The organism is Solidesulfovibrio sp. DCME, assembly GCF_049995385.1.
In the GTDB taxonomy this organism is placed as follows: domain Bacteria; phylum Desulfobacterota; class Desulfovibrionia; order Desulfovibrionales; family Desulfovibrionaceae; genus Solidesulfovibrio.
In genome coordinates this window covers 3,769,842-3,790,486 of the sequence record NZ_CP188261.1, presented here as the reverse complement: position 1 = coordinate 3,790,486, position 20,645 = coordinate 3,769,842, and the positions used below count along the sequence as shown (strand labels likewise).

Below are 20,645 nucleotides of genomic sequence, written 5' to 3'. Positions count from 1 at the left end.
GCCGCCGGGTGCCGCGTCACGATCGCGCCCTAGGCCAGGGCGGTGGCCAGGGCCGTCAACTGTTCCGTTGTCATACTGGCCAACTGCGTGGTTGTAAACGCGTCGATCTGCGTGGCGTTGAGCGATTCCAGTTCCGTTGTGGAAAGCCCCGCGATGGTGGTCGTGGTCAGGGCGGCCACGGTGGTGGTGGTCAGCCCGGCCAGTTGGGTCGAGGGGATGGAGGCCAGTTGGGTGGCCGAGAACAGCCCGATCTGGGTGGCGGTCAGGGCTCCGAACTGGGTGGAGGACAGGGCGGCGAACTGGGTGGCGGTCAGGGCCCGCAGTTCGGTGCCGGTGAGGCTGCCCACCTGCGTTTCGTCCAGGGAGGCGATTTGCGTGGCGGTCAGGGCCCCGAACTGCTCCAGGCTCAAGGCGCGTATCTGCATGCGCTCCAGGCCGTCGAGCTGGCTGGCGGTCAGGGCGGCGATCTGCGTCGTGGACAGGGCGGCGATTTCCGTGGTGGTCAGCGCCCCGACCTGCGTGGCCGTCAGCCCGCCGAGCTGGGTGGCGGTCAGGCCGGCGATCTGCGTGGCCGTAAGCCCGGTGATGCCGTTGCCGGACAGGGCGGCGATCTGCGTGGCCGACAGGGCCTCGAATTGCGGCGTGGTCAGGCCGGCCACCTGGGTGGCGGTCAGACCGCTTAGGGTGGTGGTGGTCAGCAAATGGATCTGCGTCGTGGTCAGGCTGGCCAGTTGGCTGGCGGTCAGGCCGGCGATGCCCGTGGCCGAGAGGCTCGTGAACTGGGTGGTGGTGAGCGCCGCCAGTTCCGTGGTGGTCAGGCCGGCGATGGCCGCGGCCGACAGGGCGGCGATTTGCGTGGCCGGCATGGCCGCAAGCTGCGTGCCGGTCAGGGCGGCGATTTGCGTGGCGGTCAGGCCGCTTACGGCCGTGGTCGACAGCTCTGCCACCTGGGTGGCCGTCAGGGCCGCCAGTTGGCTGGTGGTCAGGGCGGCGGCCTGGGAGGCGGTCAGGCCGCCCAGTTCCGTGGCCGACAGCGCCCCGAGCTGGCTGGTGGAGAGGTTCGCGATCACGGTGGTGGACAGGGCGGCCATGCCCGTGGCCGAGAGCGCCGCCAACTGGGTGGTGGACAGGGCGGCCAGGTCCTCGGCGGTCAGGGCCGACAGGGCGGTGGTGGACAGGGCGGCCATTTCCGTGCGCGTCAGTGCGGCCAACTGGGCCGTGGACAGGCTGACGATCTGCTCGGCGGTCAGGCCGGCCACGCCCGCGGCGGACAGCGAGGCCACCTGCGTGGTGGTCAGGGCGCCAAGCTGGCTGGCGTCGAGGGAGGCCACGGCCGTGGACGTCAGCCCGGCGACTTGCGTGGCGGTCAGGCCGGCCAGTTGGGTCGTGGCGAGGCTGTCGAGCTGGCTGACGGTCAGGGCGGCCACCTGGGAAGCGGTCAGGGCCGCCATCTGCTTGGTGGACAGGGCCGCTATTTCGCTGGCGGTCAGGCCCGTGACGGCCGTGGTGGACAGGGCGGCGATTTGCGTGGTGGACAGCGCCGCCAGCCGGGTGGTGGTCAGGCCGGCCACCTGGGTGGACGTCAGCCCGGCCATCTGGGTGCTGGTCAGTCGCGCGGCCTGGGTGGCGGTCAGGGCGTCGAGCTGGGTCGCGGACAGGGCGGCCATCTGCGTGGCGGTAAGCCCCCCGAGCTGGGTGGTGGTCAGGGCGGCCAGGCGCGTGGTGCCGAGGGCCTGGATTTGCGTCGTGGTCAACCCGCCGATTTCCGTGGCTGTCAGGGCGGCGAACTGGGTGTCGGACAGGGCGGAAAGCTGGGTGGCGGTCAGGCCCTTGACGGCGGTGGTGGACAGCGCCGCGATCTGTGTCTTGCTGAGGGCCTCGAGCTGGGTGACGGACAGGGAGGCCACTTGGGCTTCGGTCAGGCCGGCCAGTTCGGTTGCGGTCAAAAGCCCGAGCTGGGTGGTGGTCAGGGCCGCTGTTTGGGTGGTGGTCAGGCTGCCGATCTGGGTCGCGGTCAGGGCCGTCAGCTGCCTGGTGGACAGGGCCGCGAATTCGGTCGTGGTCAGGCCGGTGACGGCCGTGGTGGACAGGGCGGCGATTTGCGTGGTCGTAAGCGCCGCCAGTTGGGTCGTGGTCAGGGCGGCCAGGGCCGTGGCCGTCAGGGCGGCGGCCTGGCTGGTGGTCAGGGCGGCGATCTGCGTGGCCGTAAGCGCCCCGAGCTGGGTGGCGGTCAGGGCCTCGATGGCCGTGTGGGTCAGGCCCGTGACCTGCGTGGCCGTGAGCTGCCCGAGCTGGCCGGTGGACAGGGCGGAAAGCTGTGTGGCCGAAAGCGCCCCGATCTGCGTGGACGTCAGCTGGTTGAGCTGGGTCTGGGACAGGGCGGCCAGCTGGCTGGCGGTCAGGCCGCCGATGCCCGTGGCGGTCAGGGCGGCGACCTGGGTGGCGTTTAAGGCCCCGATCTGGGTGGCCGTCAGGGCGGCGACCTGCGTTTCGGTCAGGCCGCTTATTTCCGTGGTGGTCAGCACGCCCATCTGGGCCGGGGTCAGGGCGGCCAGTTGGGTGTCGGACAGGGCGCCGAACTGGGTGGCGGTCAGGGCGGCCAGCTGGCGGGTGGTGAGCTGGGCCAGTTCGGTGGTGGTCAGCCCGGCCACGGCCGTGGTGGACAGGGCGGCGATCTGCGTCGTGGAAAGCGCCGCCAATTGCGTGGCGCTAAGCCCTTGGGCCTCGGTGGCCGTCAGCGCGCCCATCTGGCTGGTGGTCAGGCCGCTTATTTGGGTGGCGGTGAGCGCCCCGAGCTGGCTGACGGTCAGGGCGGCGATGGCCGTGGCCGACAGCCCCCGCAACTGGGTGGTGGTGAGCATGGCCAGTTGGCCGGTGGTCAGGGCGGCCACCTGGACGTCGCTTAAGCTGGCCAGCTGGGTGGCGGTCAGGGCGGCGATCTGGCTGGTGGTCAGGCCGGCGATATCCGTGGCGGTGAACCCGTCCACGCCGGCCACGGACAGGGCGGCCAGCTGATCCGGCGACAGGGCGGCCAACTGGGTGTCGGTCAGGGCGGTGATCTGGGTGGAAGCCAGCCCGCTTAACTGGGTCACGGTCATCTGGGCCAGGCGCGTGGTGGAAAGCGTGGCGATCTGCGTTTCCGTCAGCGCCCCGACCTGGTCCGAGGACAGGGCCGCGAACTGGGCTTGGCTTAAGGCCTCCAGTTCGGTGGCGGTCAGCCCGGCCACGGCGTCGTCCGACAGTGCGGCGACCTGGGTCGTGGACAGGGCGCTGATCTGGCCGGCGGACAGGGCGGCGAGTTGCGTCGCGGTCAGGGCGGCCATGTCCGTGGCGGACAGGGCGGCGATCTGGGCCGTGGACAGGGCGGCCATGGCCGTGGCCGTCAGGCCGCTGACGGCCGTGGCGGACAGGGCGGCGATCTGGGTGGCCGACAGGCCGGCCAGTTGGCTGGCGGTCAGGGCGGCCAGCTGGGTTTCGGTCAGGCCGCTTATTTCCGTGGTGGTCAGGGCGGCCCATTGGGTTTCGGTCAGGGCGGCGATTTGCGCCGTGGACAGGGCGGCGACCTGGTCGTCGGTCAGGGCGGCGACCTGCTTGGTGCTGAGGCTGGCCATGGCCGTCGCGGTCAGGCCGCCGATGGCCGTGGTGGTCAGGGCGGCCAGTTGCGTGGTGGCCAGGCTGGTCAGTTGCCCGGTGGCCAGGCTGGCCACCTGGGTCGCGGTCAGCCCGGTCATCCCGGTCGCGGTCAGGGCGGACAGCTGCGTCGTGGACAGGGCGGAAAGCTGCGTGTCGGTTAGGTCGCCCACCTGGGTGGCCGTCAGGACCCGCATCTGGGTGGTGGTCAGGGCGGCGACCTGGCTGGTGGACAGGGCGGCGATCTGGCTGTCGCTCAACGCCCGTATTTCCGTGGCCGTCAGGGCGGCCAGCTGGGCGGTGGACAGGGCCGCCACCTGGCTCGTGGTCAGGCCCGAGGCGCCGTTGGCCGACAGGGCCGCCACCTGGCTCGTGGACAGGCCGGCCAGCTGGGCCAGGCTCAGGGCGCCGACCTGGTCGGCGGTCAGCCCGGCCAGGGCGGTGGTGGACAGCGCCCCCATTTGGCTTGCCGACAGCACCGAGAGTTGCTGGGTGGACAGGGCGTCGAGCTGGGTGGCCGTCAGGGCGGCCAGTTGCGTGCCGTCGAGCCCGGTCAGTTGGGTTTCGGTCAGGCCCTTGACCGCCGTGGCCGACAGGGCGGCCAGTTGGGTGCGGCTTAGGGCGTCGAGCTGGGTTTCGCTCAGGCCGGCCACCTCGGTCGACGTCAGGCCGGCCAGGGCGGTGGCGGTCAGGGCGCTTACCTGACTGGCGGACAGCGCCGCCAGCTGGGTTTCGTCCAGGGCGGCCATGGCCGTGGCCGACAGGCCCTTGGCCTGGGTCGTGGTCAGCAGGGCGATCTGCGTGGTGGTCAGGCCGGCGATGGCGCTGTCGGACAGGGCGGCAAACTGGGTGGCGGTCAGGGCGGCGAACTGGCTGGCCGTGAGTTCGCCGAGGTCCGTGCTGGTCATGGCCACGATTTGCGTGGTGCTCAGGGCGGCGATCTGCGTGGTGGACAGGGCGGCGATTTGCGTGCCGGTCAGCGCGCTGAGGCTGTCCTCGCTGAGGGCCTTGATCTGGCTGGCGGACAGGGCGGCCAGTTGGCTGGTGGTCAGGGCCGTTGCCGCCGTGCTGGACAGGGCGGCCAGTTGGCTGGTGGTCAGGGCGCGCAACTGGGTGGTGGTGAGCTGTGCGGCCTGTTCGGCGGTTAGCCCGGCCAGGGCCGTCGCGGTCAGGGACCGGACTTGCGTCACGGCCAGGGCGGCCAACTGGGTGGTGGTCAGGCTGGCCAGGGCGTCGGCGTCGAGGCCCTTGACGGCCGTGGCGGAAAGGGCGGTCAGCTGTGTCGGCGACAGGGCGTCCAGCTGGGTCTGTTCCAGGGCGGCGACCTGGGCGGAGGTCAGGCCCTTGAGCTGCGTCACGGTCAGGGCGGCGATCTGGGTTTCGCCGAGGCCCTCCAGGGCGGTGGCGGTCAAGGCGGCGATCTGGCTGGCGGACAGGGCGGCCAGTTCGGTGGTGGTCATTTCGCCGAGGTCGGTGGCCGAGAGCCCGCGCAGCTGGGTGCTGGTCAGGGCGGCCAGTTGCGTCGTGTCCAGGGCCGCCATCTGGGTGTCGGTCAGGGCGCTTATGGCGGTGCTGGTCAGCCCGCGCAACTGGGTGGTGGTCAGGGCGGCCAGTTGGCTGGTGGTCAGGGCGGCCACGGCCGTGGTGGTCAGGGTGGAAAGCTGGGTGGCGGTGAGGCCCTTGAGTTGGGTCTGGGTCAGGGCGGCGACCTGGTCGGCGTCCAGGCCGTTCACGGAGGCCGCGGACAGGGCGGAAAGCTGCGTGGCGGTCAGGGCGGCCAGTTGGGTGACGGTCAGGGTGGCCAGGGCCGTGTCGGACAGGCCGGCCACGGCTGCGGTGGACAGGGCGGCGATTTGCGTGGCCGCCAGGGCGGCCAGCTGTTCCGTGGCCAGGGCGGCGACCTGGGCGCTGGTGAGCCCCTTGGCCTGGTCGGCGGACAGGGCGGCGATCTGGGTTTCGCCGAGGCCCTCCAGGGCGGTGGTGGCCAGGGCGGCGATCTGGCTGGAGGACAGGGCGGCCAGTTCGGTGGTGGTCAGTTCGCCAAGGTCCGTGGCGGTCAGCCCCCGCAACTGGGTGGCGGTCAGGGCGGCCAGTTGCGTGGCGGTCAATTCGCCCATCTGGGTGGCGGTCAGGGCGCTGACCGCCGTGCTGGACAGGGCCCGCAGCTGGGTCAGGGTCAGGCTGGCCAGTTGGCTGACGGTCAGGGCGTCGGCGGCCTCGGAGGACAGGGCGCCCATCTGGGTGGCGGTCAGCCGGGCGAGCTGGGTGGTGGACAGGCTGGCCAGCTGGTCGTCGGTGAGGCTTCCGATCTGCGTCTTGGTCAGGGCCGAAATCTGGGTGGTGGCCAGGGCGGCCAATTGGCTCGTGGTCAGGCCGGCGAAGGTCGTGGCGGAGATGGCGGCCACGGCTGTGGAGGACAAAAGGGCCAGCTGGGTGCTGGAGAGCACGGCCAGTTGGGTGTCGGCCAGGGCGGCCACGACCGTGGAACTGAGCGCCCGCACCTGGCTGTCGGACAGGGCGGCCAATTGGCTGTCGGAGAGCCCGGCCGCGCCGGCGGCGCTAAGGGCGGCGATCTGCGTGGCCGACAGGGCGGCCAGGGCCGTTGCGGTCAGCTCGCCCACGTCCGTGCTGGTCAGCCCCCGGATCTGGGCCGTGCTCAGGGCGGCCAGCTGGGTGGTGGCCAGGGCGGCCATCTGGGTGCTGGTCAGGGCGTCGAGGCTTACGCTCGACAGGGCCCTGATCTGGGAGGTGGACAGGGCGGCCAGCTGGGTTTCGGTCAGGGCCGTCACGGCCGTGCTGGACAGGGCGCCGATCTGGGTCAGGGCCAGCTGGCCGACCTGGGTCGTGGTCAGCGAGGCCAGTTGCGTGGCCGTCAGGGCGGCGAACTGGGTCGTGGTCAGCGAGGAAAGCTGGGTGGTGGTCAGGGCGGCCAGTTGGCCCACGGACAGGGCGGCCATGTCCGTGGCGGACAAGCCGCGCAATTGCGTGGTGGTCAGCGAGGCCAGCTGGGTGACGGACAGGGAGGCCGCCGTCTCCGCGTCCAGGCCGGCCAGGGCCGTCGCGGTCAGGCCCCGCAACTGGCTGGTCGTCAGCACGGCCAGCTGGTCGGCGGTCAACCCGGCCGCGGCCGTGGCCGTGATGGCGCCGATTTGCGTCTGGGTCAGGCAGGCGATCTCGGTCAGGCTCAGTTCGGCCAGGTCGGTGGCCGTAAGCGCCCGGATTTGCGTGGTGGTCAGGGCGGCGATCTGGCCGGCGCTTAAAATCGCGAACTGGGCCATGCTCAGGCTGCTGACGGCGGCGCCGGAGAGCCCGCGGATCTGCGTGTTGGTCAGGGCGGCCAGTTGGGTGTCGGTGAGGGCGGCGGCCGCGTCGGTGGTCAGGTTGGCGAGCTGGGTGGCGGTCAGGGCGGCCAACTGGGTGGTGGTCAGGGTCGGTATCTGGTCGGCGGTGAGGCCCTTTAACTGGGTGGCGGTGAGGTTTGCGATCTGTGTCTTGGTCAGGGCGGCCAGTTGGGTGGCGGACAGGCTCGCGATCTCGGTGGGGCTGAGCGCCGAAAGGGCCGTGACGGTCAAGGTGCCGATCTGTGTTTCGGTCAGCGCCGCCACCTGCGTTTCCACCAGGGCGCGCACCGCCGTGATGGTCAGGGCGGCGATCTGGCGGGTGGTCATGGCCGCGATCTGGCTTTCGGACAGGCCCTTGGCCTGGGTGGCGGTCATGGCCGCGACCTGGGTCACGGACAGGGCCAGGAGCTCGTCGAGGCTCAGCTCGGCCACGTCGGTGCTGGTGAGGTTGCGGATCTGGCTGGTGGTCACGGCGGCCAGCTGGGTGGTGGACAAGGCGGCCACCTGGTCGGCATTGAGGGCGCTGATCCAGGTATTGCCGAGGCTGCCGATCTGGGTGGCGGTCAGGCCGGCGATCTGGGTGGTGGTCAGTGCCTCGATGGCCGTGGTGGTCAGGGCCCCGAGCTGGGTGCCGGTCAGGGCGGCCAGTTGGCTTTCGGACAGGGCCTGGGCGTCCTCGGCGCTGAGCTGCTTGATCTGAGTGGCGGTCAGGGCGGCGATCTGGGTCGTGGACAGGCCGGCGACCTGCGTGGCGGTCAGCCCGGGCACGGCCAGGGCGTTTATGGCCGCGATTTGCGTGACGGACAGGGCGGCCAGTTGGCTGGCCGAAAGCCGGCGCACTTGGGTGGTGTCCAGGGCCCGGATTTCGGTGGTGGTCATGGCGGCCAGTTGGGTGGTGGCCAGGGCGGCGACCTGTTCCTCGGTCAGGGCCCGGACCTGGGCGTTGGACAGGCCGGCGATTTGCGTGGCCGACAGGGCGGCCAGTTGGCTTTCGGACAGGGCGGCCACGGCAGTGGTGGTGAGGCCCTTGAGCTGAGTGGTGGTCAGGGCGGCCAACTGGGTTTCGGACAGGACGGCGACCTGGTCGGCGGTCAGGGCCTTGGCCTGGACGGCGGTGAGCCCGGCCAGTTGGCTGGTGGTCAGGGCGGCGACCTGTTCGGTGGTCAGCTGGGCAATCTGGGTGGCGGTCAGTTCGCCGATGTCGCCGGCGGTGAGCCCGGCCAGTTGGCTGGTGGTCAGGGCGGCGATTTCGTCCGTGGAGAAGACGGCGATCTGGGTGCGGGTCAGGGAGGAAAACTGTGCCGCGCTGCAGGCGGCGACCTGGTCGATGGTCAGGGCGGCGGCTTGGCTTGTGGTCAGGGCGGCGATCTGGGTGACGCTTAAGGCCTCGACCTGGGAGGCGACCAGGGAGGCGAAGCCCGTGGCGGCCAGGGCGCGCAGGGCCGTGGTGGTCAGGGCGGCGATGGTGTCCGGGGTGTAGCTGGCGATGGAGACGGCGGTCATCGGTCGGACTCCTTTTTCCCCGGGGTGCCGGCGCCTGGTTGCAAATGGGAAAATTTTGCCGGCCGCCCCCCGCTGCCCGTTGGTAAGGCAAGAAAAGCGCCAATGGCCGGCCGCCGGCCGGGCCGGCCCGGTCCTTCGCATGGCAAGTGATTGCGCGGGCGGTGAAACTTCGCTATCGCAACGGAAGGCGGAGGTCCGATGTCACGCAAACACCTGCTCGTCGCCTGCCTGGTGTTCGTGCTGCTGACCCTGACTGTCGCGGCCATGGGCTATCGGGCCAAGACCGATGTGGAGGCCGTGGTCACGGAGCAGTTCAACCAGCAGCAGTTGCTGCTGGCGCAAAACATCGCCGCGGACATTGGTGACCACTTCTCGTTTCTGCGCACCTGCCTGGAAGGGCTGTCGCTGTTGTGGCGGGAGGAGACGGCCGCCGAGGCCAAGCCCTGGCTGGCCGTGCCGGCGTTTTTCGACCTTTTCGCCCATTACAACGTGGTCGCCCTGGGCGTGGAGCGCCCGGGGAGCGGGCGGATGCGGTTTTACGACGCCTCGGGGGCCATGGCCGAGGACACGGGGCTTTGCCCCATGGCCTGTGGCGAGGCCCTGGCCGGGGATGCCGCGGGCCGCGTCCGGCTGGGGCGGGTTTTTTCCCCGTCGGCGGGCGTCTTTGCCGGGCGCCGGCTCCTGGCCCTGGGCCTGCCCCTGGCCGATGAGCAGGGCCGGGCCGGCGGGCTGGCCCTGGTCGTGGACGCCGTGGCCGTGGCCGGGCGGTACGCCCATGGCGTGCGCTCGGGCGAGACGGGCTATGCCTGGGTCGTGGACGACACGGGGATTTTCCTCGACCACCACGAACGGGATTTCATCGGCCACGAATCCATGGCCGTGCGCCGGCAGCGCGACCCGGACATCGACTGGGTCCGCCTGGACTGGCTGATCAAAAACCGGGTCATGGCCGGCGAGCGGGGCACGGACTGGTACGTTTCGGGCTGGCACAGGGGGCGGCTCGGCCCGGTGCGCAAACTGGTGGCCTTCTGCCCGGTCCCCCTTTCCGGCGGGACGGATCCGGGCAACCGCTGGGCCGTGGCCTTGGCCGCGCCCCAGGACGAGGTGCGGGGGCTCATCGGCCGGCTGGTGGTGCGCCAGTGGCTGCTGGTGGGGCTTTTCGAGGTGGTGGTCTTCGCCGCCTTCCTCACGGTCATCCACTTTGCCCTGCGGTTCAACAAGGCCCTGGTGCGCGAAGTGGACAAGACGGCCCGGGAACTGCTCGGGGCCCAGGAAAAGCTCATCCGTTCCGAGCGGTTCGCGGCCATCGGCGAGGCGGCGGCCAGGCTCTCCCACGAGATCAAGAATCCACTGATGCTCATGGGCGGTTTCGCCGCGCAGGTACGCCGGCATCTGCCCGAGGGCGAGGCGGACGCCGAAAAACTGGGCATCATCGAATCCGAGGCCAAGCGGCTGGAAACCCTTTTAAACGAGGTGCGCGACTTCACCCGGCCGGCCCCGCCCCACGTGGCGCCGGGCGACCTCAACGAGACCGTGCGCGCTTCCCTGGCCGTGGTGGCCGAGGCCCTGCAAGGCCGGGGGATCACGGTGGAAACCCGCCTCGACGCGGCCCTGCCCGCCGTGCCCCACGATGCCGACCGCATCAAGCAGGTGCTGCTCAATCTGCTCAAAAACGCGGCCGAAGCCATGGAAACCGGCGGCCGGCTGCTTTTGGCCACCCAACTCGCCGCCGGCAAGGCCCGGATCGTCGTGGCCGATTCCGGCGGCGGGATCCCCGAAAGCATGCGCGAGCGCGTCTTCGATCCGTTCTGCACCACCAAGGAAACCGGCACCGGGCTGGGCCTGGCCGTGTGCCAGCGCATCGTCGAGGACCATCACGGCGAGATCCGCTTCGTCACCTCGGCTGCGGGCACGACCTTCACCGTGGACATTCCCCTGCGGCCGGCCCGGCCGGCCTGAACCGGGGCCGGGGCGGCGGTCGACAGGGTGTTTTTGAGGCAGGCGAAGATGTTGGCGTGGGTCTCGTCGAAGAGCATGCTGTCAGGCTCCACCGGGTCGTAGTAGCCGCACCAGATTTCCTCGTAGACATCGCCCGGCAGGCGTGACAGGTCGCCGGCGCCGAGGCGGCAGATGACCGGCCGCCCCCGCCACAGGGACCGCCCCTGGTAGTAGTGCTGGCCCCGGTGGTTGACCCGGGCCTGGTAGCGCAGTCCGGCCAGCAGGCGCTGGATGCAGGCCGCCTGGTCCCCGAAGGGGAAAAACATGTTCGTCATGGGTGTTTCCCCCGCGGGCTATTTGGCTTCCCCGACGGGCTTGGCCTCGGCGGCGCGGGGGGGGTCCAGGGCGGTGCCTTCCAAAGCGGCACGTGGTTCGGCGTTTTGGCGGCCGGCGCCGAGGAAGCGTTTGGCCCAGCCCCGGGCCTGGCGGCGGGAGGTGATGGAGGAGTGGGACAGCATGGCGTCTCCTTGGTTTTCGCCGGCCGGGCCCGGGGCCGGATGGCTGCCGCGGCCCCGGCGGCGCGGGACTGCTCGGTTGTTAGCGATAATGAAAGTCATTGTCAATTAAAGAATGGATAAAACGCGTCCGGTACACCGGGGAACCGCGTGGGATGCCAAGAGGAACGGCCCTAACGCACGTTGCCTGCAGTAAAAAATGCTATTTCCGGCCTGGTGCCGCAGCCGGCGGCATAAGACGGGCCAGCGACGCCAGGTGGGCCGGCGAAGCCAGCTTGGGCCGGTGACGCCAAGTGCGGCGACGACGTCAGGTTGGGCCGGCGACGTCAGGTTGGGCCAGCAACGCCAGGTGCGGCGGTGATGCCAGGTTGGGTGACGCCTACAGCGGAGGCCACACCGAGTGCGGCGGCCACACCAAGTGGGGCGGCCACACCAAGTGGGGCGGCAAAACTGGACGCGTGGTGACACCCGGCGGAGCGCGCACACCAAGCTGGCTGGCAATAGCGGGCGGGCGGCGACACCGATCGGGCCGGCGACACGAGGCGCAATGGCGCCAGCCGCCGGGGAAGCGGTTTCCGGCGGCTGGCGGCGTTGGGACGGCGCGCGGCGGGGCGAGGCCTGCCTGTCAGTTGGTCAAAAACAGGAGCGGCACGATGTTGCCGCCAACCGCCGCGACGGGGGTGCTGGCCTCGATGCGGCAATTTTCCGAGTCGCAGACGTACAGGGCGCCGCTGCGGCCGATGGCCAGGCCCACGGGGGTGATGAACTGCCCGTCGGCGAACCCCTTGCCGCCCCAGGCGGCCAGGAAGGTTCCGGTGGAAGACAGCTTCACGATACGGTTGTTGTTGGTATCGGCCACGAAGACGCTGCCGGCGGCATCGACGGCGATACCGGAAGGGGAGTCGAACTGGCCGTCGCCGTTGCCCTGGCTGCCCCAGGCGGCCAGGAAATCGCCGCCGGCCGACAGTTTGACGACGCGGTGATTGTACGAATCCGTCACGTACATGTTGCCGCCGCCGTCCAGGGCGATGCCGGACGGGGTGTCGAACTGCCCGGGGCCGCTGCCTTGGCTGCCCCAGTTGGCCAGGACGGTTCCGGTGGGCGACAGCTTCACGATGCGGTTATTGTGGCTGTCGGTCACGTACATGTTGCCCCCGCCGTCCAGGGCGATGCCGAAAGGCCTCTCGAACTGCCCGGATCCGCTGCCTTGGCTGCCCCAGGCGGCCAGGAATGCCCCGGCGGCGGACAGCTTGACGATGCGGTTGTTGTACGAATCCGCCACATACATGTTGCCGGCGGCGTCCAGGGCGATGGCAGAGGGGACGTGGAACTGGCCGTCGCCGCTGCCCTGGCTGCCCCAGGCAGCCAGGAATACGCCGCGGGACGACAGCTTCACCACACGGTTGTTGTAGGTGTCGGCCACATACACGTTGCCGTTGCCGTCCCGGGCGATGCCAAAGGGGAAGGCGAATTGTCCGTTGCCGTCGCCCTGGCCGCCCCAGGCGGCCAGGAAGTCCCCGGCGCCGGACAGCCTGACGAGGCGCTGGTTGTCCGTATCGGCCACGACGAGGTTGCCGCCGCCGTCCACGGCAACGCCGGTCGGGTGCTGGAACTGGCCGTCGCCGCTGCCCTGGCTGCCCCAGGCGGCCAGGACGAGGCCGGCGGCCGAGAGCTTTACGACGCGGTGATGATCCGTGTCCGCGACATAGATGTTGCCGTCCACGTCACGGCAGACGCCGCCTGGATTGCGCAACGGCACATACGTGAAGGTCGACGTGTCAAGCGGTGCCAGCCGGGAAAATTGCGGGGCCGTGGCCGCTGCGGCGCCTCTCGCCCCAAGGGCCAGGAAGAGCATTGTCCACACGGTCAGGGCAAACCAAAGGTGTGTGTGCCGCATGTCCCGACTCCTTGCTGCTTGTCGCGGGTTTTGGGCGGTTCCTTCCGGTTGCGCGGTGGCCCGCTGTGGCGGATGTTGTCGCGTTGCCCGGCCTGGAGGGGCGCAAAAGGGGCTCGATGGGCCGCACGATGCGCTGCCAACTGTCGGATAAGGGCGTATTACCAACGCGTTACACTTTTTTTCATGTGATGAGCTAATTAGTAGAATAATATTGTAGAAACGTATTTTGAAAGTCAAGCCGTTATTGTGGTGCGTTGCCGAAAACCTGACTGGCCTGGTTTGGGGGCCGTTCACGACGGTTGCCGCGCGGGGCGAGACGGGCTAGACATTCGCCCAGCCTGGTTTGGGGAAAGGAGGCTCGCATGGCCGGTATTCGCCTGGCGCTTTGCCAGTTAAATCCCACGGTGGGGGACGTCGGCGGCAATGTCCGCAAGGTGCTGGCCGGCCTCGAGGCGGCCCGGCGGGCCGGGGTCGAAGTGGCGGTTTTCCCGGAAATGGTCGTCTCGGGTTATCCGCCGGAGGATTTGCTGCTCAAGCCCGACTTCCTGGCCGCCTGCATGGCCGGGGCGCGGGAGATCGCCGGGGAAAGCCGCGGATTGACGGCGATCTTCGGCTGCCCGTGGCTGGAAGGGGACCTCGTCAACGCCGCCGTGGTCGCCCACGACGGCGGCCTGGCCGGGATCACGGCCAAGCGCTACCTGCCCAATTACGGCGTGTTCGACGAGAACCGCTATTTCGCCACCGGCCGGGGCAACGCGGTCTATGACCGCGACGGCTTCGTTTTTGGCGTCAGCGTGTGCGAGGACATCTGGTATCCCGGCGGCCCGCCGGCCGAGCAGGCCCATGGCGGCGGCGCCAGGCTCCTGATCAACATCTCCGCCTCGCCCTACCATCGGGGCAAGGGGGCGTCGCGGGAGCGGATGCTGGCCACCCGGGCCTCGGACAACGGGGCTTTCGTGGCCTACGCCAACATGGTCGGCGGCCAGGACGAACTGGTTTTCGACGGGCACAGCGTGGTGTTCGGCCCGGACGGGAGGCTGCTGGCCCGGGGGCGGCAATTCGTCGAGGACATGGTGCTGTGCGACCTGGACGCGGATCTGCCCACGCGCCGGCGGCTGCTCGATCCGCGCTGCCGCAAGTGGGAGCCGGCCCTCGAGGCCTGTCCGAAGCACGTGAAGCTGTCGCCGCTTGGCGGCCCGGTGCGGGGACCCCTGGCCAGCGGGCCGATTCCGGCGCTTCTGGACGATGTGGAGGAGGTCTACCGGGCACTGGTGCTCGGCACCGGGGATTACGTGCGCAAATCGGGGTTTCCGGGCGTGGCCATCGGGCTTTCGGGCGGCATCGATTCGTCGCTGACCGCCGTGATCGCGGCCGACGCCCTGGGTCCGGAAAACGTGATGGGCATTGCCATGCCGACGCGGTTTTCCTCGGACGACAGCCTGGAGGACGCGCAGGCCCTGGCCGAGCGGCTGGGCATCGCATTCCACGTGGTGGCCATCGAGGAGATCTTCAAGGCGTTCTTGTCGGCGCTTTCGCCGCTTTTTGGCGACCGGCCGTTCGATGTGACCGAGGAAAACGTGCAGCCGCGCATCCGGGGCACGCTTTTAATGGCGCTCTCCAACAAGTTCGGCCGGCTGGTACTGACCACGGGCAACAAGTCCGAGGTGGGTGTGGGCTATTCGACACTCTATGGCGACACGGCCGGCGGGTACGCCGTGATCAAGGACGTGCCGAAAACGCTGGTTTATGCGTTGTCGCGCTGGCGCAACGCCCAGGCCGGGACGGACCTGATCCCGGCGCGGGTGCTGGTCAAGCCGCCCACGGCGGAGTTGCGCCCCAACCAAAAGGATTCGGATTCGCTGCCGGAATACGACGAACTCGATCCGGTGTTGGCGTCGTATGTGGAGGACGGTCTTTCCCCGGGCGGGATGGTGTCGCGGGGGATGGCGGCGGCGGTGGTGGACCGGGTGACGCGCCTTGTGGACCGCAACGAGTACAAGCGTCGTCAGAGCCCTCCGGGTCCGAAGATCACGACGCGTGCCTTTGGCAAGGATTGGCGTTTGCCGATCGTGAACCGCTACGCTCCGGAGCGCGGGAAGTCCTAGGCGGCATTTTTCCCTTGACGCAGGTATCGAACGCGGGTATGTAAAAGGACTTCGCGCTATGCCAGCATGGCTCAGTTGGTAGAGCAGCTGATTCGTAATCAGCAGGTCAGGAGTTCGAGTCTCCTTGCTGGCTCCAGTATTTCAAGGGGTTAGGACCGATGGTCCTGGCCCCTTTTTCGTTTTTCAGCGGGCAATGCCTGTTGGCATTGTTGGCGGATGGGATTTGTAGGGCGACGTTTAGTTTTGTATACAACGACGCATAGTTTTGAAGCTCACCCGACCCTGCCGGGGCGGTTTTAATCCAGCGGCGTCAGCCGCCATTTTGCCACCTGTTTTTCGTCGACGACGCCGTAGTCGCCGGTGTCGGTTTGGAGCAAATATTCCCGGGGGCCGAACTTGCGCAAACGCCCCACGGGGAGGAACTCCGGGGACCGTGGGGGACGATCGGCGGCGTCGAATTGGGGGGTGTCCAGCGAATCCCACACCTCGGCCAGAGAATCATAGGACGGGGCATCCAACCAAGCACGGTCCCAAAACTCATCCGGCGAACACTTGTCCATCGCCTTGATGCCCCGCCAGGCGGCCTTGGGGTCCGTGTAGAACCCGGATGACCCATCACTCACGTAGAGCATCGGGCCGACCATGGCCACGGACACACCCTCACCGTCCACATCCATCAACTGCATACGCGCCAGCTTTGCCGCGATCAGGTCAACGCTCATTGGTGCCCTCCTGTCCTTTGCCCACCGTGCCATTATGACCGCGTCCGGGCAAGTTCCTCGGCTTTGATCCGCTCTCCGGCTAGCCGAACCCCTTGAGCCAACCCCCGGCGATCGCGGGCTGGCCGTTGTTGCGGCTCCAGAGGATTTGGTGGTCGTAGTCGATGGGCAGGTCCGCGCCGGCCGCCGCCGCCAGGGTGGCGGCGATGACGGCCTGCGGATCGTCCAGGCTGTAGGGGCCGGCCCCGTCGCGGCCGGTAAACGTGCCGGCCGGCAGGAGCTGCACCCATTGCGGAGCCGCGCCGGCAGGGCCGGCGGCCAGGGGCATGGAGTTGTGGGCGCGTCGCAGCATGGCCCGGACCTTAGCGGCCCGGGCGGCGGAAGATGGGGATGACAAATGTCATCCCCATCGGGTTCTTTGGGGAGGGGGAAATCGCCCCGGACGGGGCTTGGCTATCGGTAGCCCGTTTGGCGTGTCCGAGGCAACCCCGGACATGCCCCGCATCGCGTCAGACCATGTTTACTAGGCGATTTACTGGTTTTCGCGGCCTTCGCCCTGGCCGGGCTTGCTACGGGGCAAAAACGGGCTTATATCAAAGGTGTCCCTTCGGGGCCGTCTGGAGCGACCGGGAATGACGCTGCCGGTCGGGGCTATCCTACCCTGGCAGTAGTGGAGTCCCCCCGTGGGAGTGGCGCACCACCCAGACGGCCTTCCTTATTTGATCCGTTCGTACATGCCGGCATTCTCCAGGTCCGCTGGATCAATGATCCGCCCCGACCACAAGTCATTTGTCGTGACCGCCGCGCGCCTGACTTTGCCGCTTTCGGCCGGGACCTTGACCTTCGCGGCGTAGTTCACCCGTACCACCAGCTTCCCCTTCGCCTCCCCGGCATCGACCAGGTACAGCAAAGCCGGACTGTTTTTGTCCCAGTAAATCGCCTCCGGCTCCCAGAGCGCGTCCACGGCCCGCTCGATGGTCTCCCGGGCCAGGCCGACGCCCGAACCGCGTTTGGCCTCGCGGTAGAGGTGGGCAATGCCCTCCTCGGACAGGGTGACGGCGCCGCTGGCCAGCTCCACGGCCTGGCCGCCGGCCGTGGCCCGGCCGGTGGTGAAAAACTCCAGCACCTCGTCCGGCAGCGCCCCGACCACCCGGCGCTCTCCGGTCTTGATGGGCGTCCCGGCCTCCAGGGCGTCCAGGCGCGGCGCGATCCACTCCGCGAGGTCCCGCTTGAGGGCCGGCACGACAAACCGAGCGCTGGCGGCCTGGGCGGCGGCCATGTCCGGCGAGGCGTCCACCAGCTTGCCCATGAGCGCCCGGGCCGCGTGGCCGTCGAGGGCGGCCTCGCCGGGATTGTAGGCAAAGCCCGGGTCGATGCCCCTGGGGATCATTTGCGTCTCGCCCGTGCGGTCGTTGGTGTACATGACCAGGTCGTCCTCGGGATCGGCCGAAACCTGGTAGCCCAGGGCCTCCAGGTCGAAGGCCGACAACTGGATGGTCGAGCAGCGGCAACGCCAGCCGTTGGGCGGGAAATGGGTTTTCCACCAGGCGTGGTCGACCGGCAGGATGGTGCCGTTCCAGGCGCGGTGCAGGGGCCGGGTGACGCCGTCCAGGATGGCGGAATAGAGCAGATACGGCGCCGAGCGCTTGGTGCGCTGGACGCGCGCCCACTCGCCGGCCGCCTGGGACATGCGCATGTTGGTGTCGTAGATGATGCGCAACCGGCGCGGGCTGCCCAGCTGGACCTCTCTAACCTCGCCGGTCAGCGGGTCGGGCAGCTCCTTTTTGCCCCACCAGCCCTTTTGCTGGAGGATCGGCGTGAGCTGGGCCGAAAACTGCTTGAGGGTCAACCCCCGGCTTATGGCGTCGTCGACGGCGGCCTGGATATCCTTGAGCACGTCGAAACCGGCGCTTTTGGCCACGGTGAACGACGTGGCATGCTGCGCCTGCCAGAAGTCGCGCCAGTCCCAGGACTCGGCCAGATTGTAACCCTTGGCCTTGAAATAGGCGATGGCCTCTTCCGGGGGGAGGGCCTGGAAGCGGATGGCGCCGTCATTTGCCGCCACGAGTCACCCCCGTCTCGCCGGCCAGGCGCGCGAAAAAGGCCAGCTGGGCCAGGTGCTCGGTCAGGGGGCCAACGTCCTGGCCGGCCAGGGCCTCGGGCAAACGGGCTTGGAACTCACGAAAAGTGAGTCCCTGGGCGAGACAGTCCTCCAGGAGCGCGCGGACCGATGCCAGCAGCGGGTCGACCAGCGGCTGCCAGCCGTCCAGCTCCTCTGCCACGGCCTGGTCCACGGCGTCCATGGCCTGGCCTGGCGCGGCCGGCGGCGCGGCGGCGGCCACGGCCCGGCGCGAGGCGGCGGCCTGGCGGCCCCGGGGCGGCTCGGCCGGATCGGGCAGAGCGGGATCGGTGCCTGGCCCCTGGCCGGGGGCGTGGAGCAGCTCCTCGTCCGGGGCCGGGTCGGGCAGGCCGTACTTGTCGCGGATCGTGCTCATGCCCACCTTGAGCCCCAGGGGCACCAGCTTTTGCAGATTTTCGGCCAGGGCCGTCAAATCCTCTTCGTCCCGGCGCTTAATGGTGATCTTGGGGTAGAGCTTGCGCGGCCCAAGGTTGAGCTCGACCATGGGGCGCGCCAGGTCGCGGTTGAGGACGGCGGCCAATTGCCGGGCGTCGGCCTCCTCGATGTCCTGGCGCACGTGCTCGTGGGCGTCGGCCGTGCCCACGCGCGTCCCCGTGACGTCGCCCTTGATCCCTTTATGAAACGGGAATGGAGAAGAACAGTAGAAGGGGCGTGTACCTGAAAACCGGAAGAACCAAACATTCCCCTTCTGTTCAAGAATGGCATGGCCCTCTTCAATTCTGTCGATCATGACGTTTAGAAGGCCACGAGGTCCAAGTTCCCAAAAATCCTTGGGCTCTGGAGCCTTACCTTCGGCCACAAAACGCTCCAGGAGCACATAAAACTTGTCGATCATCGCTCCGTAAACCTTTTCCCGAGCCTCTTTGACGTGCTCTTCCAGCATCACGCCGCCTCCTTCCCTTTCATGTCTTCCGGCAATTCCAAAAACCGCACGGGACACCCCGCATCGACCAGCACCTGCAACACCCGGCGATGATGCCGCTTGCCGTGGATGGTTTCGGAGACATACTCGGGCCTGGCCGCCGCCCGGCTGGCCACTTCGACGTTCGTAAGGCCTTCCCCGACCATCCAGGCGCGTATTTTCCGGCCCTGTCTCATATTCCAGACTCCAGCTTGCGTTTTTTCGCCCGCAGGCGCTTGATCTCTTGTTCCGTCCGCGCCCATTCCAGCAGCTTGGCGTCCTCGCCGTCGATAACCCGCCAGCCCTGGCCGTGCGACCGGGCCAGCAGGTCGAGGGGCTCCGGCGATCCGAACGTGTGGCAGAAGACGTTCAAGGCCCTGGTGCTCGGCACATTCTTGGATTCATTGGGGTTGAGCCACTTTTCGAGGGTGGCCAGGGTCAGGGCCTCGGCGTTGCCGCCGCACAGCCGCACGCCGTAGCGCCTGGCCGCCTCGTTGAGCCGGTCCACGGCCTCGGCCCGCGACAGGCCCGACGCCTCGACGATCCGACTCATGGACGCCGCAATGTCCGCGTCCATGTTGAGGCTGGGCAGGTCCAGCAGGCTGAGGCGTCTGGCGGTGGTCATCAAATCCGTAACCCTCGATCCGATTTTTCCGGTGGGCCGGACATTGTCCTTAACCCCCACCCCTGCTAGACATGAGGCTCTCGGGATTTCCATATCCCTCGCAAGGCAATGTTTAGAGGATCATTCTGTTGGTGTCAAAACAAAAAGTTGCTTGCAGCTTAAATTTTGTCGATTAAAGCAGTTTGAATCTTTATAGCATTGATATATTTGTAAATATCTAACGAATGGTGACATTATGCAGGTTGCAGCTTCGCTTGCAGCTTCCGACGAGAAAGCTGCAAGCGCCGAATTTTTAGACGTTTTTGGTAGACTTAAACAGGCCACGTCATCCGCGACAGATACGGAGCTGGCTACTTCTCTTGGGATTCAGCAAGGTTCCGTATCTGTTGCGAAAAAACGGCTACAGATTCCGGCTGCGTGGATAACGAAAATATCTAAGGAGTTTGGGGTTTCTGCCGACTGGATTCTTTACGGCAGTGGCCCCATGCTTCGCGGCAACACCCAAATTGCGCCCGTGGAAGCGCAAAAAACCGCCACCATCCCGGAGGGCGAACCCCAGTGGATGAGCCCGGAAGCCGCGCCCAGCATGGGTTACAGCCTGATACCCAAGGTCCAGGCGCGCCTGGCGGCCGGCACGGGAAGCCTGGAAACGGAAGGGAAGGTGATCGGCTATTATGCGTTCAAGACCGATTTTCTAAGGCGCAAGGGCCGCGCAAGCAAAATGGTCTTGATGGACGTGGCTGGCGACAGCATGGAGCCGGTCTTGCAGGATTGTGACACTGTACTAATCGACGAAAGCAAACGAGAAATAATAGCCGGCGGGCTCTTTGCGGTGGGGATCGAGAACGCGGTATTTGTCAAATACCTCTATAGCGTCCCTGGCAAGCTCATTTTAAAGAGCAAGAACCCGGAATATGAACCGATAGAAGTCGCAATGGATGGCGACCTGGCCGGCACGGTGCGGATCATCGGCCGCGTCGTCTGGAGCTGCCGCGAGTACGTGCGCTGACCTTCAAAACTATCCGTCGCCATCGCGACGTTTGACCAAAACTAAGCGTCGTCGGCCCTGTCTCGCTTCACAGGCCCCCGACGACGCTTGACAACCCGAAAACCCGCCCGGCCCGGGCCTTCCCGTCCCAGCATGTCCCACTTTCTCCCGGCATATCCCGGATCGCTCCCCCTTCAAAACTAAGTGTCAGGGCACAGGATTTATCCGCAATCCCAAATCCCCCTGTCATCCGGTCCACCCCACCCGTTTCGTCCCACCTTAGCTGGTGTCGGTGCTGATATTCTGGAATAGTTCAGAATTTCAGCATGTTGAAAAATTTTGA

13 protein-coding genes and 1 tRNA gene are annotated in these 20,645 nt (G+C 67.9%); 4 read left to right on the top strand and 10 right to left on the bottom strand.

What is annotated here, in order from left to right:
• Nucleotides 1–29: 29 nt before the first annotated feature.
• Complete coding sequence (locus ACP59X_RS16660; protein ID WP_428560472.1) at nt 30–8,474, bottom strand: beta strand repeat-containing protein; 8,445 nt, start codon at nt 8,472–8,474, stop codon at nt 30–32.
• A 198-nt stretch (nt 8,475–8,672) separates the two neighbouring features.
• On the opposite strand from ACP59X_RS16660, the gene ACP59X_RS16655 reads away from it, so the two are divergent.
• Entirely contained in the window at nt 8,673–10,433 is a 1,761-nt protein-coding gene (locus tag ACP59X_RS16655; protein WP_428560469.1) for an ATP-binding protein, read from the top strand.
• On the opposite strand, the gene ACP59X_RS16650 is transcribed toward ACP59X_RS16655, so the two are convergent.
• The 3 genes from ACP59X_RS16650 to ACP59X_RS16640 all read right to left on the bottom strand — a co-directional run bounded on the left by ACP59X_RS16650 (nt 10,349) and on the right by ACP59X_RS16640 (nt 12,824).
• Nucleotides 10,349–10,747, bottom strand: a complete 399-nt coding sequence (locus tag ACP59X_RS16650; RefSeq protein WP_428560467.1) for a hypothetical protein — start codon at nt 10,745–10,747, stop codon at nt 10,349–10,351. The genes ACP59X_RS16655 and ACP59X_RS16650 overlap by 85 nt on opposite strands.
• 18 nt (nt 10,748–10,765) lie before the next feature.
• Nucleotides 10,766–10,930: a hypothetical protein gene (locus ACP59X_RS16645; RefSeq protein ID WP_428560465.1), complete on the bottom strand. Its 165-nt coding sequence runs from the start codon at nt 10,928–10,930 to the stop codon at nt 10,766–10,768.
• A 622-nt stretch (nt 10,931–11,552) separates the two neighbouring features.
• Entirely contained in the window at nt 11,553–12,824 is a 1,272-nt protein-coding gene (locus ACP59X_RS16640; RefSeq protein WP_428560463.1) for an NHL repeat-containing protein, read from the bottom strand.
• Between the two features lie 362 nt (nt 12,825–13,186).
• Here ACP59X_RS16640 and ACP59X_RS16635 point away from each other — a divergent pair, with 362 nt between their 5' ends.
• Nucleotides 13,187–14,929 carry an NAD+ synthase gene (locus ACP59X_RS16635; protein WP_428560460.1) on the top strand — a complete coding sequence of 581 codons (1,743 nt, stop codon included), beginning with the start codon at nt 13,187–13,189 and terminating at the stop codon, nt 14,927–14,929.
• Nucleotides 14,930–14,989: 60 nt separating this feature from the next.
• Nucleotides 14,990–15,065 (top strand) — tRNA-Thr (locus ACP59X_RS16630).
• Between the two features lie 160 nt (nt 15,066–15,225).
• On the opposite strand, the gene ACP59X_RS16625 is transcribed toward ACP59X_RS16630, so the two are convergent.
• The 6 genes from ACP59X_RS16625 to ACP59X_RS16600 all read right to left on the bottom strand — a co-directional run bounded on the left by ACP59X_RS16625 (nt 15,226) and on the right by ACP59X_RS16600 (nt 19,314).
• Nucleotides 15,226–15,651 (bottom strand): hypothetical protein, encoded by a 426-nt coding sequence (locus tag ACP59X_RS16625; RefSeq protein WP_428560457.1) that lies wholly within the window; start codon nt 15,649–15,651, stop codon nt 15,226–15,228.
• A gap of 79 nt (nt 15,652–15,730) precedes the next feature.
• Nucleotides 15,731–16,000, bottom strand: a complete 270-nt coding sequence (locus ACP59X_RS16620; protein WP_428560455.1) for a phage protease — start codon at nt 15,998–16,000, stop codon at nt 15,731–15,733.
• 363 nt (nt 16,001–16,363) lie between these two features.
• Nucleotides 16,364–17,713, bottom strand: coding sequence for a phage head morphogenesis protein (locus ACP59X_RS16615; RefSeq protein ID WP_428560453.1), 1,350 nt, complete (start codon nt 17,711–17,713; stop codon nt 16,364–16,366).
• Complete coding sequence (locus ACP59X_RS16610; protein WP_428560451.1) at nt 17,700–18,371, bottom strand: phage portal protein family protein; 672 nt, start codon at nt 18,369–18,371, stop codon at nt 17,700–17,702. The genes ACP59X_RS16615 and ACP59X_RS16610 overlap by 14 nt, the downstream gene beginning before the upstream one ends.
• A gap of 299 nt (nt 18,372–18,670) precedes the next feature.
• A complete protein-coding gene (locus ACP59X_RS16605) occupies nt 18,671–18,886 on the bottom strand; it encodes a helix-turn-helix domain-containing protein (protein WP_428560449.1) in 216 nt (71 codons plus the stop codon).
• Nucleotides 18,883–19,314 carry a hypothetical protein gene (locus tag ACP59X_RS16600; protein ID WP_428560446.1) on the bottom strand — a complete coding sequence of 144 codons (432 nt, stop codon included), beginning with the start codon at nt 19,312–19,314 and terminating at the stop codon, nt 18,883–18,885. The genes ACP59X_RS16605 and ACP59X_RS16600 overlap by 4 nt, the downstream gene beginning before the upstream one ends.
• A 235-nt stretch (nt 19,315–19,549) precedes the next feature.
• Here ACP59X_RS16600 and ACP59X_RS16595 point away from each other — a divergent pair, with 235 nt between their 5' ends.
• Nucleotides 19,550–20,323, top strand: coding sequence for a LexA family transcriptional regulator (locus tag ACP59X_RS16595; protein ID WP_428560444.1), 774 nt, complete (start codon nt 19,550–19,552; stop codon nt 20,321–20,323).
• Nucleotides 20,324–20,645 lie beyond the last annotated feature (322 nt).